Consider the following 14,271-nt stretch of genomic DNA (forward strand, 5'->3'; position numbering starts at 1 on the left):
TGGCGTTCCGAGGTCCGTAACCGCACTGTTTTTATGCTTTCAACTAATGCTAATTTGTTGATGATTTAACTTATTTATTTGTTTTTACTATAAATATCAACGGAAGATTAGCATGAAGCATAAATCACTCTTTTTGGCGTTAGCAGTTTCCGCCACGTTGCTGGCTGGTTGTAAAAATGGTGTGAATGGCGACCTTGTTGCCAGTTCCGGTATGGCTGCTTATAAAGCAGCGACACTTTCTGATGCTGATGTCAAAGCCCTCTCTAACAGTTCATGTAAGCAGATGGATAGCGAAAATCAGCTGGCGGGCGCGAAAAGCAAGTACACTAAGCGCCTGAATAAAATTGCGAAAGCGTTGGGGAATAACATTGATGGAACGCCGGTTAACTATAAAGTTTATATGACCAGTGATATCAATGCCTGGGCAATGGCGAATGGATGCGTACGTGTTTATTCGGGCTTGATGGACCTGATGACCGACAATGAAATAGAAGGCGTGCTGGGTCATGAGCTGGGCCATGTTTCTTTAGGGCACTCGCGTAAAGCAATGCAGACCGCGTATGCCACTCTGGCTGCGCGTGATGCTATTTCTGCGACCAGCGGCGTCGCTTCTCAGCTTTCCCAGTCTCAGTTGGGCGATTTGGCAGAAGGCGTGATTAATTCAGCGTTCTCCCGTAGTCAGGAATCAGATGCGGATGACTTTTCCTATGACTTGCTGAAAAAACGCGGTATTGACCGTCAGGGCTTAGTGACTGCGTTTGATAAGTTTGCCACGATGGACGCAGGCCATGCCAAATCGCTGATGGATTCTCACCCAGCATCTGACGATCGCGCTCAGCATATGCGTGAACGCATCGCTGCAGATAAAAAGTAAATCAGTGTCATCTTCCGGGCTGGTTTCTCACCAGCCCGCTATAATTGCGCAATTCTTCCTCATATCGTTACAGACTAATCGGGTTTTTACACTCTGTGTTAACGATTATTTGCGTTGGCGCGTATAATGCGCGGCGTTCACGTTAACGTATGCCCGTTTAAGGAGAAAAAGATGACGGCAATTGCCCCGGTTATTACCATTGATGGCCCAAGCGGTGCAGGTAAAGGCACCTTGTGCAAGGCAATGGCGGAAGCATTGCAGTGGCATCTGTTAGATTCAGGCGCGATCTACCGCGTACTGGCGCTCGCAGCGTTGCATCACCATGTTGATGTCACATCTGAAGATGCCCTGGTACCGCTTGCCTCACACCTGGATGTGCGTTTTATCTCAACGGACGGCAACCTTGAAGTCATTCTGGAAGGTGAAGATGTCAGCGGCGAAATCCGCACCCAGGAAGTGGCGAATGCCGCCTCTCAGGTCGCTGCGTTTCCTCGCGTACGTGAAGCGCTGTTACGCCGTCAACGCGCGTTTCGTGAAGCGCCCGGTCTGATCGCCGACGGACGTGACATGGGGACCGTGGTGTTCCCGGATGCGCCGGTGAAAATTTTTCTGGACGCCTCCTCGCAAGAACGTGCGCATAGACGTATGCTACAGTTGCAGGAAAAGGGCTTTAGTGTTAACTTTGAACGCCTTTTGGCCGAGATCGAAGAACGCGATTATCGCGATCGTAACCGTGCTGTAGCGCCGCTGGTTCCCGCTGCTGATGCTTTAGTTTTGGATTCAACCCGATTAAGCATTGAGCAAGTGATTGAAAAAGCGTTACAATACGCGCGCCAAAAACTGGCACTCGCTTAAGTGCGACCGAATTTGCAGTACCCCCGTTGCAATGGATTGACAGCGGGTATGTTAAACAACCCCATCCGGCATGGAGCCAGGTGGACGTTAAATATGAAACCTGAAGATTAAACATGACTGAATCTTTTGCTCAACTGTTTGAAGAATCCTTAAAAGAAATCGAAACCCGTCCGGGTTCCATCGTTCGTGGTGTTGTTGTTGCTATCGACAAAGACGTAGTACTGGTTGACGCTGGTCTGAAATCTGAGTCCGCCATTCCGGCAGAGCAGTTCAAAAACGCCCAGGGCGAGCTGGAAATCCAGGTTGGTGACGAAGTTGACGTTGCTCTGGATGCAGTAGAAGACGGCTTCGGTGAAACCCTGCTGTCCCGTGAAAAAGCTAAACGTCACGAAGCTTGGATCACGCTGGAAAAAGCTTACGAAGAAGCTGCAACCGTTACTGGTGTTATCAATGGCAAAGTCAAGGGTGGCTTCACTGTTGAGCTGAATGGTATTCGCGCGTTCCTGCCGGGTTCCCTGGTAGACGTTCGTCCGGTCCGCGACACGCTGCACCTGGAAGGCAAAGAGCTTGAATTCAAAGTAATCAAGCTGGATCAGAAGCGCAACAACGTTGTTGTTTCCCGTCGTGCCGTTATCGAATCCGAAAACAGCGCAGAACGCGATCAGCTGCTGGAAAACCTGCAGGAAGGCATGGAAGTTAAAGGTATCGTTAAGAACCTCACTGACTACGGTGCATTCGTTGATCTGGGTGGCGTTGACGGCCTGCTGCACATCACCGACATGGCATGGAAACGCGTTAAGCATCCGAGCGAAATCGTAAACGTTGGCGACGAAATCACTGTTAAAGTGCTGAAGTTCGACCGCGAGCGTACTCGTGTATCTTTGGGCCTGAAACAGCTGGGCGAAGATCCATGGGTAGCTATCGCTAAGCGTTATCCAGAAGGTACCAAACTGACTGGTCGCGTGACCAACCTGACCGACTACGGCTGCTTCGTTGAAATCGAAGAAGGCGTTGAAGGCCTGGTTCACGTTTCCGAAATGGATTGGACCAATAAAAACATCCACCCGTCCAAAGTTGTTAACGTTGGCGATGTAGTGGAAGTTATGGTTCTGGATATCGACGAAGAACGTCGTCGTATCTCCCTGGGTCTGAAGCAGTGCAAAAACAACCCATGGCAGCAGTTCGCGGAAACCCACAACAAGGGCGACCGTGTTGAAGGTAAAATCAAGTCTATCACTGACTTCGGTATCTTCATCGGCCTGGACGGCGGCATCGACGGCCTGGTTCACCTGTCTGACATCTCCTGGAACGTTGCAGGCGAAGAAGCAGTTCGTGAATACAAAAAAGGCGACGAAATCGCAGCAGTTGTTCTGCAGGTTGACGCAGAGCGTGAGCGTATCTCTCTGGGCGTTAAACAGCTCGCAGAAGATCCGTTCAACAACTGGGTTGCACTGAACAAGAAAGGCGCAATCGTAAACGGTAAAGTCACTGCAGTTGACGCTAAAGGCGCAACCGTAGAACTGGCTGACGGCGTTGAAGGTTACCTGCGCGCTTCTGAAGCTTCCCGCGACCGCGTTGAAGATGCAACTCTGGTTCTGAGCGTTGGCGACGACGTTGAAGCTAAATTCACCGGCGTTGATCGTAAGAACCGCGCAATCAGCCTGTCTGTTCGTGCTAAAGACGAAGCTGATGAGAAAGATGCAATCGCAACTGTTAACAAACAGGAAGATGCTAATTTCTCTAACAACGCAATGGCTGAAGCTTTCAAAGCAGCTAAAGGCGAGTAATATCGAGTGCTCCTAAATCCTTTGTGCTGTTAACAGCACAAAGGGTGACGAGTAGCTTGACAGATTACAGGATTCGTCCTGTAATCAATGACAAAGGGCGGCTAAGGCCGCCCTTAATCAATGCAGCAGCTAATTATGCCTTTAAGGAACCGGAGGAATCATGACCAAGTCAGAATTGATTGAAAGACTTGCAACCCAGCAACCTCATATTCCCGCGAAAGCGGTTGAAGATGCAGTGAAAGAAATGCTGGAACATATGGCCTCGACTCTTGCGCAGGGCGAGCGTATTGAAATCCGCGGTTTCGGCAGCTTCTCTTTGCATTACCGCGCACCGCGCACCGGACGTAATCCGAAGACCGGTGATAAAGTGGATCTGGAAGGAAAATACGTTCCGCACTTTAAACCAGGTAAAGAACTGCGCGATCGCGCCAATATTTACGGTTAAGTTTTAGCGAGACTTAACGCCGAGAAAAGCACCCGCATGGGTGCTTTTTTCATTTCTGCCTGCCCATCCTGGAATCCTCCTCCCAGTTAATTTGTACGTTACATGCGCTGTTAAATACCAGCGGAACACACGCCGTATAACGCTAAATTGGCACCAGACAACCGGCGCATATTACCGCACACTTCCTGTTACAGGGAGGTGACTGATGAAAATAACAACGGTTGGTACGTGTGCATTATTCGGCATTCTCCCGCTTATGCTCTTACCTGGGCTACCTGACATGCTGTGCATCAGCGTCGTATTTTGCCTGTCATGCTTGCTCTGTCTTATTTCTCGCAGGCCTGTACGTTTCGCCGGAGTAACCCTGCTGTTTTTTCTTTGGGGCGTTCTCGCCGCGAAAGATGCGCTGTGGGCCGGTAATACGCTGCCTGCGAAAACCCAGCAGGCTATCGTGCGGATAACCGCAACCGATAACATGACAACGCACTACGGCCAGATCACGCATCTGCAGGGGAAGCGGATATTTCCCGCCATCGGAATTATTCTGTATGGACAGTACTTACCCGACGACGTTTGCGCGGGTCAGACATGGGCGATGACGCTGAAGGTTCGGGCTGTACATGGCCAATTGAACGGGGGCGGGTTTGATAGCCAGCGTTACGCGTTGGCGCAGCACCTGCCGCTGACGGGAAGATTTTTGCAGGCTTCGGCTATCTCACCACAATGCAGTTTGCGTTCGCGGTATCTCTCCTCGCTGAAAACTGCGCTCGCCGATTATCCCTGGCAGCAAGTCATATTGGGTCTGGGAATGGGGGAGCGTTTATCGGTGTCACAAGAGGTGAAAACCATTATGCGTGATACCGGTACGACCCATTTGATGGCTATTTCCGGGCTGCATATTGCGTTTGCCGCACTTCTGGCTGCAGGGTTAGTTCGCGCGGGACAATTTTTTATGCCAGCCAGTTGGATTTGCTGGCAGGTTCCTTTAGTAGGTGGGGTTGTCTGTGCAATATTCTATGCCTGGCTAACGGGACTACAGCCCCCGGCATTACGGACGGTTGTTGCGCTGCTGGTCTGGGGGGCGCTAAAACTCAGTGGCAGGCAGTGGAGTGGATGGTCGGTTTGGGTCTGCTGTCTGGCAGCCATTCTGGTGGTGGATCCTGTCGCCGTTCTTTCACAGAGTCTGTGGTTGTCTGCTTTTGCCGTTGCGGCACTTCTGTTCTGGTATCAATGGGTTCCGATGCCAGATTGGCCGCTATCGCGCGTTGGACGCCAGTTTCTGGCGCTTGCTCATTTGCAATTGGGAATTACGCTTCTGCTTCTGCCAGTGCAAATCGCGATGTTTCATGGTATCAGCCTGACCTCATTTCTGGCGAATTTATTCGCCGTACCTCTGGTCACCTTTATTTCTGTACCGTTGATATTAGCAGGCATGATCGTGCATTTAACCGGGCTGGCGATGATTGAATCGGGCCTGTGGTATTTAGCAGATCGCTCGCTGGCGCTGTTATTTTGGGGGCTCAGGAGCCTGCCTGAAGGGTGGATCAATATTGATGCACGTTGGCAATGGCTTGCATTTTTACCCGCACTCCTGCTCATCGTATATCGATTGAACGTCTGGCGAACGCTACCGGTAGTTTGTGTCACAGTGCCCCTTTTATTGAGCAGCCCGTTCTGGCAAACGTCACGTACTGACGTGTGGCAAGTGCATATGCTGGATGTCGGGCAGGGGCTGGCGATGGTGATTGCGCGTAATGGGAAAGCGCTGCTTTACGATACTGGTCTGGCATGGCCTGAAGGCGATAGCGCGCAACAGCTGATTATTCCGTGGTTACGCTGGCACAATCTGGAGCCGCAAGGGGTAATTTTAAGCCATGAGCATATGGATCACCGGGGCGGGTTGCGCTCGCTGCAGCAAGCCTGGCCGTCGTTATGGATAAGAAGTCCATTAGGTTGGGAAGGGCATCTTCCGTGCTTTCGTGGGGAGCGCTGGCAGTGGCAAGGGTTAACCTTCACTGCGCACTGGCCGGTACGTGGAAGCACAGATGCGGGGAATAACCACTCCTGCGTGGTAAAGGTCGATGATGGGAATCAGAGTATTCTGCTGACCGGCGATATTGAGTCTCCCGCTGAACAAAAAATGCTAAGTCACTATTGGCAGCATCTGCAGTCTACGGTGGTGCAGGTTCCGCATCATGGCAGCAATACCTCATCATCACTGGCGCTGATTCAGCGGGTGGGCGGACAGGCCGCGTTAGCCTCTGCATCCCGTTATAATGCCTGGCGTCTACCGTCCTGGAAAGTGGAGCAACGTTATCGACAACAAAATTATCAATGGCTGGATACACCACATCAGGGGCAGATTACGCTGGATTTTTATCCAAAAAACTGGCGAGTACGTAGCTTGCGGGATCAGATTTTACCTCGTTGGTATCATCAGTGGTTTGGCGTGTCGGATGATAACGGGTAGAATATGCGGCTATTCTAACAAATGCTGGTTTTTTGAATGCATAACGATAAAGATCTCTCTACGTGGCAGACGTTTCGCCGACTATGGCCAACCATAGCGCCTTTTAAATCGGGTCTGATCGTGGCGGGTATAGCGTTAATACTTAACGCGGCCAGCGATACCTTCATGCTATCGCTCCTTAAGCCATTACTGGATGATGGTTTTGGTAAAACGGATCGCTCGGTGCTGCTGTGGATGCCGCTGGTGGTCATTGGACTAATGGTTCTCCGCGGCTTTACCAGCTATGTTTCTAGTTACTGCATCTCATGGGTGTCAGGCAAAGTGGTCATGACCATGCGTCGCCGCTTGTTTGGTCATATGATGGGTATGCCGGTCTCCTTTTTTGATAAGCAGTCTACAGGTACGCTGCTGTCACGTATTACCTATGATTCAGAGCAGGTAGCGTCCTCGTCTTCCGGCGCGCTGATCACCGTGGTACGTGAAGGGGCTTCAATTATTGGCCTGTTTATCATGATGTTTTATTACAGCTGGCAACTGTCGTTGATCCTGATTGTACTGGCGCCAATTGTTTCAGTGGCTATTCGTATAGTTTCTAAGCGCTTTCGTAGCATCAGTAAAAACATGCAAAACACCATGGGGCAGGTTACGACCAGTGCGGAGCAGATGCTAAAAGGGCACAAAGAAGTTCTGATTTTTGGTGGTCAGGAAGTCGAAACCAAGCGCTTCGATAAAGTCAGCAACAAGATGCGCTTGCAGGGCATGAAGATGGTTTCTGCCTCTTCTATCTCCGATCCTATCATCCAGCTGATCGCGTCTCTGGCGCTGGCCTTCGTGTTGTATGCAGCCAGCTTCCCAAGCGTGATGGAAAACCTGACAGCAGGGACAATTACGGTTGTCTTCTCGTCAATGATCGCGCTGATGCGTCCATTGAAATCGCTGACCAACGTCAACGCGCAGTTCCAGCGCGGTATGGCGGCATGCCAGACCTTATTTACGATTCTGGATAGCGAGCAGGAAAAAGACGAAGGTACACGCGTAATCGAACGTGCTACCGGTAATCTTGAGTTCCGCAACGTGACTTTCACCTATCCAGGACGTGAAGTGCCTGCGCTGCGCAATATCAACCTGAACATTCCAGCGGGCAAAACCGTTGCTTTGGTTGGGCGTTCGGGTTCAGGGAAATCCACCATCGCCAGCCTGATTACGCGCTTCTACGATATTGATGAAGGGCAGATCCTGATGGACGGACACGATCTACGCGAATATACCCTGGCATCCCTGCGCGATCAGGTTGCATTGGTTTCGCAGAATGTGCACCTGTTTAACGATACGGTTGCCAACAACATCGCCTATGCGCGTACCGATTTGTACAGCCGCGAGCAGATCGAAAAAGCGGCGCAAATGGCCTACGCCATGGATTTCATCAACAAGATGGACAATGGCCTCGATACGGTGATTGGCGAAAACGGCGTCCTGCTTTCCGGTGGTCAGCGCCAGCGTATCGCTATCGCACGCGCCTTGTTGCGTGACAGTCCGATTCTGATCCTTGATGAAGCAACGTCGGCACTCGATACCGAATCTGAACGCGCGATTCAGGCTGCTCTGGATGAGTTACAGAAAAACCGTACTTCTCTGGTGATTGCCCACCGCCTTTCTACCATCGAACAGGCGGATGAAATCATCGTGGTGGAAGACGGTATTATTGTTGAGCGCGGAACCCATAGCGAGCTGATTGAGCAGCGTGGGGTGTATGCGCAATTACACAAAATGCAATTCGGTCAATGATCGCACGAATCTGGTCTGGTGAGTCGCCGCTGTGGCGACTGTTACTCCCACTCTCCTGGTTGTATGGCCTGGTGAGTGGCGGGATCCGTTTATGCTACAAGCTTGGGATTAAACGCGCATGGCGTGCGCCAGTGCCGGTTGTGGTGGTCGGAAACCTAACCGCCGGCGGCAATGGCAAAACACCGGTGGTGATTTGGCTGGTTGAACAACTACGGCAACGTGGGATCCGCGTGGGCGTGGTGTCGCGTGGTTATGGCGGGAAAGCGCCTGCTTATCCGCTGTTGCTGACCGCTGATACTACTACCGCAGAAGCGGGCGATGAACCGGTGCTGATCGCCCAACGTACCGGCGTGCCGGTGGCGGTATCCCCGGTAAGATCGGATGCGGTAAAAGCCATTTTGGCCCAACATGACGTGCAGATTATTGTGACAGACGATGGTCTACAGCACTATCGTCTGGCGCGAGATGTTGAAATCGTGGTTATTGATGGCGAACGTCGGTTTGGCAATGGCTGGTGGCTTCCCGCTGGTCCTATGCGGGAGCGCGCAGGTCGGCTTAAATCGGTTGATGCGACTATCGTTAACGGTGGCGTTGCGCAGCCAGGGGAAATCCCTATGCGACTTGAACCGGGGCTGGCCGTTAATTTACGCACGGGTGAACGCCGCGATGTGGCGCAGTTGACCAATATTGTCGCCATGGCGGGCATTGGCCACCCACCGCGTTTTTTTGCCACGCTGCAAGCGTGTGGTGCCAGCATACAAAAAAGCATTGCGCTGGCAGACCATCAGTCTCTGACCTACAGTGACGTCAGTGCGTTTGTAGACGCCGGACAAACGCTGGTAATGACGGAAAAAGATGCGGTTAAGTGCCGGGCATTTGCCGATGAAAACTGGTGGTATTTACCTGTTGACGCTCATTTGTCAGGCGATCGGCCTGATGTGTTGTTGGATAACTTAATCTCGCTGACTCGCTAACTGATTCACGCTGCGGCAGCGAATCATTTATGAGGCCATAAATGTCGTTGCCGCGTCTTTCTTTGACGGATGCCCGTCATCTTCACCTTGCCGCTCAAGGGCTGCTGAAAAAAACACGCCGTCGGGCAACCCCAGCAGATATTCTTACCACCATTTCTCGCATGTCGTTACTGCAAATCGATACCATCAATATTGTGGCGCGCAGCCCTTACCTGGTGCTGTTTAGTCGTTTGGGCGATTATTCCCCCCAGTGGCTGGATGACGCATTGCAGCAGGGCGCATTGATGGAATACTGGGCGCACGAGGCCTGCTTTTTGCCGCGCAGCGACTTTATGCTGATACGCCACCGCATGCTGGCCCCGGAGAAAATGGGCTGGAAATATAAAGCGGCATGGATGAAAGAACATGCGCATGAAATTGAGCAACTGCTCCAGCACATCCAACATAACGGACCAGTACGCTCTGCCGATTTTGAGCATCCGCGCAAGGGGGTCAGCGGCTGGTGGGAATGGAAGCCGCATAAGCGTCATCTTGAAGGGCTGTTCACTGCCGGGAAAGTCATGGTGGTGGAACGGCGTAATTTCCAGCGAGTGTATGATCTAACCCATCGCGTCATGCCGCACTGGGATGATGAACGCGACCTGCTTTCGCAGGAAGATGCTGAAAGCGCCATGCTGGATAACAGCGCCCGTAGCCTGGGGATTTTTCGCGAACAGTGGCTGGCAGACTACTACCGTCTCAAGCGCCCGGCGCTAAAAAATTGGTGTAACGTGCGCGCGCAGCAGCAACAAATTATTCCTGTCGACGTCGAAGGGCTGGGAACCCTGTGGCTGCACAGTCACTTTCAGCCGCTGCTGGAGCAGGCGCTGGCGGGTAAATTAACGGCGACCCATAGCGCAGTATTATCGCCCTTTGATCCGGTGGTCTGGGATCGTAAACGGGCAGAACAGCTATTCGATTTTAGCTACCGGCTGGAATGTTATACACCGGCGCCGAAACGTCAGTATGGTTATTTCGTCTTGCCGTTGCTGCATCGCGGGCAATTAGTTGGGCGGATGGATGCCAAAATGCACCGTAAAACGGGCGTGCTGGATGTGATTTCATTGTGGTTACAGGATGGCGTCAAACCTGGGGTTACTCTGCAAAAAGGATTGTTTCAGGCGATTGATGATTTTGCCCGCTGGCAGCAGGCAACACGCGTGACGCTGGGACGCTATCCTGAAGGTTTATTTGCTGATGTACGCCATGGTTGGGAAATAGACCCAGCCCTTTAAGCGATTATGTTAATATTTACGGATTCACAATCCGGTCCATCTGGAGGAACTATGGATCATCGTCTGCTTGAAATCATTGCCTGCCCGGTATGCAATGGCAAACTCTGGTTTAACCAGGAAAAACAGGAATTGATTTGTAAACTGGATAACCTTGCTTTCCCACTGCGTGATGGTATTCCCGTTTTACTGGAAACTGAAGCCCGCGTTCTGACTGCTGATGAGAGTAAATCATGAGTTTTGTGGTCATTATTCCTGCGCGATATGCGTCCACACGTTTGCCGGGCAAGCCGCTGTTGGATATCAACGGCAAGCCGATGATCGTGCATGTTCTGGAGCGTGCGCGTGAATCTGGCGCTGAACGTATTATCGTTGCGACCGATCACGAAGATGTCGCTCGCGCGGTAGAAGCGGTGGGTGGCGAAGTATGCATGACTCGCGCCGATCACCAGTCCGGTACGGAGCGTCTGGCGGAAGTCGTTGAGAAATGTGGTTTTAGCGATGATACCGTTATTGTGAACGTACAGGGTGATGAGCCGATGATCCCGGCGGTCATTATTCGCCAGGTCGCAGAGAATCTGGCGCAGCGCCAGGTCGGTATGGCGACACTTGCGGCCCCGATTCACAGTGCGGAAGAGGCATTTAACCCGAATGCGGTAAAAGTCGTTCTGGACGCCGAAGGGTATGCGCTCTATTTTTCACGCGCGACCATCCCGTGGGATCGGGATCGTTTTGCCAGGAGCCTGGAAACGGTGGGTGACACTTTCCTGCGCCATCTGGGTATTTACGGCTATCGCGCCGGTTTTATCCGCCGCTATGTTAACTGGCAGCCCAGCCCGCTTGAGCATATTGAAATGCTGGAGCAGCTACGTGTGCTGTGGTACGGCGAAAAAATTCACGTTGCCGTCGCCAAAGAAGTACCCGGTACCGGCGTAGACACTGCCGAAGATCTTGAGCGCGTTCGCGCCGAAATGCGTTAGTTTTTCTCACGACACTCCCCCTGGTAACGCGAATTTTTGGGAGGAGTGTCGTATCGTTACGCTTTCCCCCCACTTTTCTTTTCATCAATTGATCTCATCCGGGTGACATCTGTCTGCACGACGCTCATTATGAAAGCAGTAGCATTTATGAGGGCAATCTGAAATGGAACAGTTGCGTGCCGAACTCAGCCATCTGTTGGGTGAAAAACTCAGTCGTATAGAATGCGTGAATGAAAAAGCGGATACGGCCCTGTGGTCGCTGTATGACAGCCAGGGAAATCCGATGCCGCTGATGGCGAGGAGTTTCACCACGCCGGGTATGGCGCAGCAGCTGGCATGGAAAACCTCTATGCTGGCGCGCAGTGGTACGGTTCGAATGCCAGTCATTTATGGGGTCTTAACGCACGAGGAGCATCCCGGTCCTGATGTGCTGCTGCTTGAGCGTCTACGCGGCGTACCAGTGGAAGCGCCAGCCCGAACGCCTGAACGCTGGGAACATTTGAAAGATCAGATAGTAGAAGGTCTGCTGTCATGGCATCGGCAGGATAGCCGTGGCTGCGTGGGAATGGTGGATAACACGCAAGAGAATATCTGGTCATCCTGGTATCGTCAGCGCGTTGAGGTGCTGTGGACTACGCTAAATCAGTTCAACAATACCGGGCTGACGATGCAGGATAAGCGGATCCTGTTTCGCACCCGTGAGTGTTTGCCCGCCTTATTTGAAGGGTTCAATGATAACTGCGTGCTGATCCACGGTAATTTCAGTTTACGTAGCATGCTCAAAGACGCCCGCAGCGATCAGCTTCTGGCGATGGTGGGACCGGGGTTGATGCTGTGGGCGCCAAGAGAATATGAACTGTTTCGCCTGATGGATAATGCGCTGGCCGAAAGCCTGCTTTGGCAGTACCTGCAACGCGCGCCAGTGGCGGAGTCATTTATCTGGCGGCGCTGGTTGTACGTGTTATGGGATGAGGTCGCGCAACTGGTCAACACCGGACGTTTTAATCGCTCCAACTTTGACCTAGCGACAAAATCATTGCTGCCGTGGCTCGCCTGATGAACACGTGAACATCTTACGTGGCCTACAATTTTGCGCTGAACACGTAGGCCTGATAAGACGCGTCAGCGTCCCCATCAGGCAAAAATGCTATCAATGTTCCGATCCTTTTAGCCACTGCCAGATGCGTCCCAGGGTTTCATAACCCACACGATCGCTATGCATTAGCCAGACAGGTGAAGGAATTGCGCGCTCCCACGGATTAAGCGGTGAATCAATCGCTAACTGATTGGCCGGTGCTGGCAGCGGATGTAGCCCGGCCTGCTGGAAGAAAATCATGGCACGCGGCAAGTGCGAGGCAGAGGTTACCAGCAGGAACGGCGCGTTGCCGATGGCCTGCTTTACCGCTGCGGCTTCTTCTTCGGTATCTTTGGGTTGATCCAGGGTGATGATGTCATCGACTGGTACCCCCAGCGACTGCGCTACGCGGGCTCCCGCTTCTGCAGTACTGACGTTATTGCTCTTTGCCGCAGCACCGGTAAAGATAAGCTTCGATCCCGGGTTAGCACGCCAGAGGCGAATACCTTCATTCAGACGCGGAAGGCTGTTGTTGATCAGGTTAGAACTTGGCGCCCACTGAGGATTCCAGGTATACCCTCCGCCCAGCACTACAATGTATTCCACTTTTTGCGTATCCTGCCATGTTGGATAACTGTCCTCAATTGGTTTCAGCAGACTGTCGGCGACGGGTTGTAAGCTAAGAAGTAACAGCGCCAGCCAACTCAGGCTAATACACACTTTCCCCGTTTTCTGAAAGCGGCTGAACCAGACCAGCGCCAGGCCGATGCCCATCACAAGCAGCATCAACGGAAGCGGCAGCATCATACCGCCAATCACTTTCTTCAGCGTAAAAAGCATTCTTTTTGGTTCCTTTTTTAACCATACAGCAGGGGATCTGCAGGGATATTACACCAGGAAGGTTCATTCTCGGCGTGGGTGTGACAAAATAGCGGTTTTACTTAGTCACCCTAAAGCCAGTATGTGGAGAGCCCGATGCGGGACCGCAATTTTGATGACATTGCAGAGAAGTTTTCCCGTAACATTTACGGCACCACCAAAGGTCAGCTTCGTCAGACGATCCTCTGGCAGGATCTGGACAAACTTCTTGTCGGCTACGCGGGTCAAACATTGCATGTGCTTGATGCGGGTGGCGGAGAAGGGCAGACAGCTATTCTGATGGCGCAGCGGGGCCATCACGTTACCTTGTGCGATCTTTCTGCTGAGATGGTGGCGCGAGCGCAACGGGCGGCAAAAGAGCAAGGTGTGAGCGACAACATGCATTTTATACATTGTGCCGCTCAGGACATCCCACAGCATTTGGATTCTCAGGTTGATCTGATATTGTTTCATGCTGTGCTGGAATGGGTGGCCGACCCGCAAGCCGTCTTAAAAACACTGTGGTCGATGTTACGCCCGGGCGGTGCTTTATCGCTGATGTTCTACAATGCAAACGGTCTGTTGATGCGTAATGTGTTGGTCGGTAATTTCGGCTATGTACAGCAGGGAATGTATAAAAAGAAACGGCGCACGTTGTCTCCCGATTTTCCGCGCGACCCTCAGCAGGTCTATGGCTGGCTGGAGGAGATTGGCTGGGAGATAACCGGTAAAACGGGCGTGAGGGTGTTTCATGATTATCTGCGTGATAAACAAAAACAGCATGACTGTTTTGACGCTTTAACAGAAATAGAAACGCGCTATTGTCGCCAGGAGCCGTTTATCAGCCTTGGACGTTATATTCATGTCACCGCGCGCAAACCGCAGATGCAAGGATAA

Annotated in this window: 13 protein-coding genes; 12 read left to right on the top strand and 1 reads right to left on the bottom strand. The window is 52.0% G+C overall.

Translation table 11 applies throughout. The features are described 5' to 3' along the window. The first annotated feature begins 112 nt into the window (after positions 1-112). The 11 genes from loiP to OGV77_RS19545 all read left to right on the top strand — a co-directional run bounded on the left by loiP (position 113) and on the right by OGV77_RS19545 (position 12,498). Positions 113-874, top strand: a complete 762-nt coding sequence (gene loiP / locus OGV77_RS19495; RefSeq protein ID WP_048225883.1) for a metalloprotease LoiP — start codon at positions 113-115, stop codon at positions 872-874. A gap of 171 nt (positions 875-1,045) precedes the next feature. Next, positions 1,046-1,729 (top strand): (d)CMP kinase, encoded by a 684-nt coding sequence (gene cmk, locus OGV77_RS19500; protein WP_005123561.1) that lies wholly within the window; start codon positions 1,046-1,048, stop codon positions 1,727-1,729. Between the two features lie 113 nt (positions 1,730-1,842). Then, positions 1,843-3,516 carry a 30S ribosomal protein S1 gene (rpsA, locus tag OGV77_RS19505; RefSeq protein ID WP_003035776.1) on the top strand — a complete coding sequence of 558 codons (1,674 nt, stop codon included), beginning with the start codon at positions 1,843-1,845 and terminating at the stop codon, positions 3,514-3,516. Between the two features lie 160 nt (positions 3,517-3,676). After that, positions 3,677-3,961: an integration host factor subunit beta gene (ihfB, locus tag OGV77_RS19510; RefSeq protein ID WP_003035780.1), complete on the top strand. Its 285-nt coding sequence runs from the start codon at positions 3,677-3,679 to the stop codon at positions 3,959-3,961. Between the two features lie 205 nt (positions 3,962-4,166). Continuing rightward, on the top strand, positions 4,167-6,431 hold the full coding sequence (locus OGV77_RS19515) for a ComEC family protein (RefSeq protein WP_087051459.1): 2,265 nt from the start codon (positions 4,167-4,169) through the stop codon (positions 6,429-6,431). Positions 6,432-6,467: 36 nt separating this feature from the next. Then, on the top strand, positions 6,468-8,216 hold the full coding sequence (gene msbA, locus OGV77_RS19520) for a lipid A ABC transporter ATP-binding protein/permease MsbA (RefSeq protein WP_043015761.1): 1,749 nt from the start codon (positions 6,468-6,470) through the stop codon (positions 8,214-8,216). Then, positions 8,213-9,190: a tetraacyldisaccharide 4'-kinase gene (gene lpxK, locus OGV77_RS19525; protein WP_087051461.1), complete on the top strand. Its 978-nt coding sequence runs from the start codon at positions 8,213-8,215 to the stop codon at positions 9,188-9,190. Before msbA ends, lpxK begins: the two co-directional genes overlap by 4 nt. Before the next feature lie 41 nt (positions 9,191-9,231). After that, positions 9,232-10,464: a winged helix-turn-helix domain-containing protein gene (locus OGV77_RS19530; RefSeq protein ID WP_087051462.1), complete on the top strand. Its 1,233-nt coding sequence runs from the start codon at positions 9,232-9,234 to the stop codon at positions 10,462-10,464. Between the two features lie 51 nt (positions 10,465-10,515). After that, positions 10,516-10,698 (top strand): protein YcaR, encoded by a 183-nt coding sequence (ycaR, locus tag OGV77_RS19535; RefSeq protein ID WP_003035793.1) that lies wholly within the window; start codon positions 10,516-10,518, stop codon positions 10,696-10,698. Continuing rightward, positions 10,695-11,441, top strand: coding sequence for a 3-deoxy-manno-octulosonate cytidylyltransferase (gene kdsB, locus OGV77_RS19540; protein ID WP_043015764.1), 747 nt, complete (start codon positions 10,695-10,697; stop codon positions 11,439-11,441). The genes ycaR and kdsB overlap by 4 nt, the downstream gene beginning before the upstream one ends. A 163-nt stretch (positions 11,442-11,604) precedes the next feature. Beyond that, positions 11,605-12,498, top strand: a complete 894-nt coding sequence (locus tag OGV77_RS19545; RefSeq protein WP_080625454.1) for a YcbJ family phosphotransferase — start codon at positions 11,605-11,607, stop codon at positions 12,496-12,498. Between the two features lie 93 nt (positions 12,499-12,591). On the opposite strand, the gene elyC is transcribed toward OGV77_RS19545, so the two are convergent. Next, a complete protein-coding gene (elyC, locus tag OGV77_RS19550; protein WP_047412313.1) occupies positions 12,592-13,356 on the bottom strand; it encodes an envelope biogenesis factor ElyC in 765 nt (254 codons plus the stop codon). 135 nt (positions 13,357-13,491) lie between these two features. Here elyC and cmoM point away from each other — a divergent pair, with 135 nt between their 5' ends. Continuing rightward, the gene (cmoM, locus tag OGV77_RS19555) at positions 13,492-14,271 is read left to right on the top strand and encodes a tRNA uridine 5-oxyacetic acid(34) methyltransferase CmoM (RefSeq protein WP_087051463.1); all 780 of its coding nucleotides are present in this window, start codon (positions 13,492-13,494) and stop codon (positions 14,269-14,271) included.

This window comes from Citrobacter sp. Ce129 (assembly GCF_030334545.1).
Classification (GTDB): Bacteria; Pseudomonadota; Gammaproteobacteria; order Enterobacterales; family Enterobacteriaceae; genus Citrobacter; species Citrobacter europaeus.

Coding starts and splice junctions, on each gene's coding strand:
- loiP (WP_048225883.1), top strand. CDS start 113: ATGAAGCATAAATCACTCTTTTTGGCGTTAGCAGTTTCCGCCACGTTG.
- cmk (WP_005123561.1), top strand. CDS start 1,046: ATGACGGCAATTGCCCCGGTTATTACCATTGATGGCCCAAGCGGTGCA.
- rpsA (WP_003035776.1), top strand. CDS start 1,843: ATGACTGAATCTTTTGCTCAACTGTTTGAAGAATCCTTAAAAGAAATC.
- ihfB (WP_003035780.1), top strand. CDS start 3,677: ATGACCAAGTCAGAATTGATTGAAAGACTTGCAACCCAGCAACCTCAT.
- OGV77_RS19515 (WP_087051459.1), top strand. CDS start 4,167: ATGAAAATAACAACGGTTGGTACGTGTGCATTATTCGGCATTCTCCCG.
- msbA (WP_043015761.1), top strand. CDS start 6,468: ATGCATAACGATAAAGATCTCTCTACGTGGCAGACGTTTCGCCGACTA.
- lpxK (WP_087051461.1), top strand. CDS start 8,213: ATGATCGCACGAATCTGGTCTGGTGAGTCGCCGCTGTGGCGACTGTTA.
- OGV77_RS19530 (WP_087051462.1), top strand. CDS start 9,232: ATGTCGTTGCCGCGTCTTTCTTTGACGGATGCCCGTCATCTTCACCTT.
- ycaR (WP_003035793.1), top strand. CDS start 10,516: ATGGATCATCGTCTGCTTGAAATCATTGCCTGCCCGGTATGCAATGGC.
- kdsB (WP_043015764.1), top strand. CDS start 10,695: ATGAGTTTTGTGGTCATTATTCCTGCGCGATATGCGTCCACACGTTTG.
- OGV77_RS19545 (WP_080625454.1), top strand. CDS start 11,605: ATGGAACAGTTGCGTGCCGAACTCAGCCATCTGTTGGGTGAAAAACTC.
- elyC (WP_047412313.1), bottom strand. CDS start 13,356: ATGCTTTTTACGCTGAAGAAAGTGATTGGCGGTATGATGCTGCCGCTT.
- cmoM (WP_087051463.1), top strand. CDS start 13,492: ATGCGGGACCGCAATTTTGATGACATTGCAGAGAAGTTTTCCCGTAAC.